This window comes from Streptomyces capoamus, assembly GCF_014654935.1.
In the GTDB taxonomy this organism is placed as follows: domain Bacteria; phylum Actinomycetota; class Actinomycetes; order Streptomycetales; family Streptomycetaceae; genus Streptomyces; species Streptomyces capoamus.
The window spans coordinates 11,504-12,099 of the sequence record NZ_BNBF01000018.1; the positions used below are offsets into that span (position 1 = coordinate 11,504).

Annotated in this window: 1 protein-coding gene; it reads right to left on the minus strand. The window is 74.2% G+C overall.

Translation table 11 applies throughout. From position 1 onward, the window contains the following. Positions 1-596, minus strand: a 596-nt coding sequence (locus IE312_RS41810; protein WP_229900431.1) for an FAD-binding oxidoreductase, incomplete at both ends; no start/stop codon positions are given.

Consider the following 596-nt stretch of genomic DNA (forward strand, 5'->3'; position numbering starts at 1 on the left):
CCCTGCACCAGCCCGTACGGCCCGCACAGGAACCAGCCCGCCACCCGCTCCACCGGCAGCAGGGCGGGCAGCAGCCCCGTCAGCCGCTCCTGGTCGAGCCGGCCGGACGGCAGTCCCGCCTGCTGCTCCTCGCGGGAGAGCACGGTCACCAGCTGCAGCCGCTGCGGATACCGGTCCTTGAGGTCGGCGACCTCCTCCAGGAACATCGTCGAGGCCGCCGTACGGTCGCTGCGTATCAGGCAGAACCGGGCCTCGGGCTCACGGGCCAGCAGCGTCGCGACGATGGACAGCACCGGGGTGATGCCGCTGCCGCCGACGATCGCCGCGTACAGACCCGGCGCCGGCTCCAGTGTGAAGCGGCCCGCCGGGGTCATCACCTCCAGTTCGTCCCCGACGCCGATCTCCTTCAGCGCGTACGTCGAGAAGGCCCCGCCGTCGACCAGGCGCACTCCCACCCGCAGGCTGCTCGGGCCCTCGCCGGCCGGGTCGGGGGCGGGGGAGCAGATCGAGTAGGTGCGCCGGATCTCGGTGCCGTCGACCCGGCGGCGCAGCGCGAGGTGCTGGCCGGCCGCGTGCCGGTACTCCTCGCGCAGCCC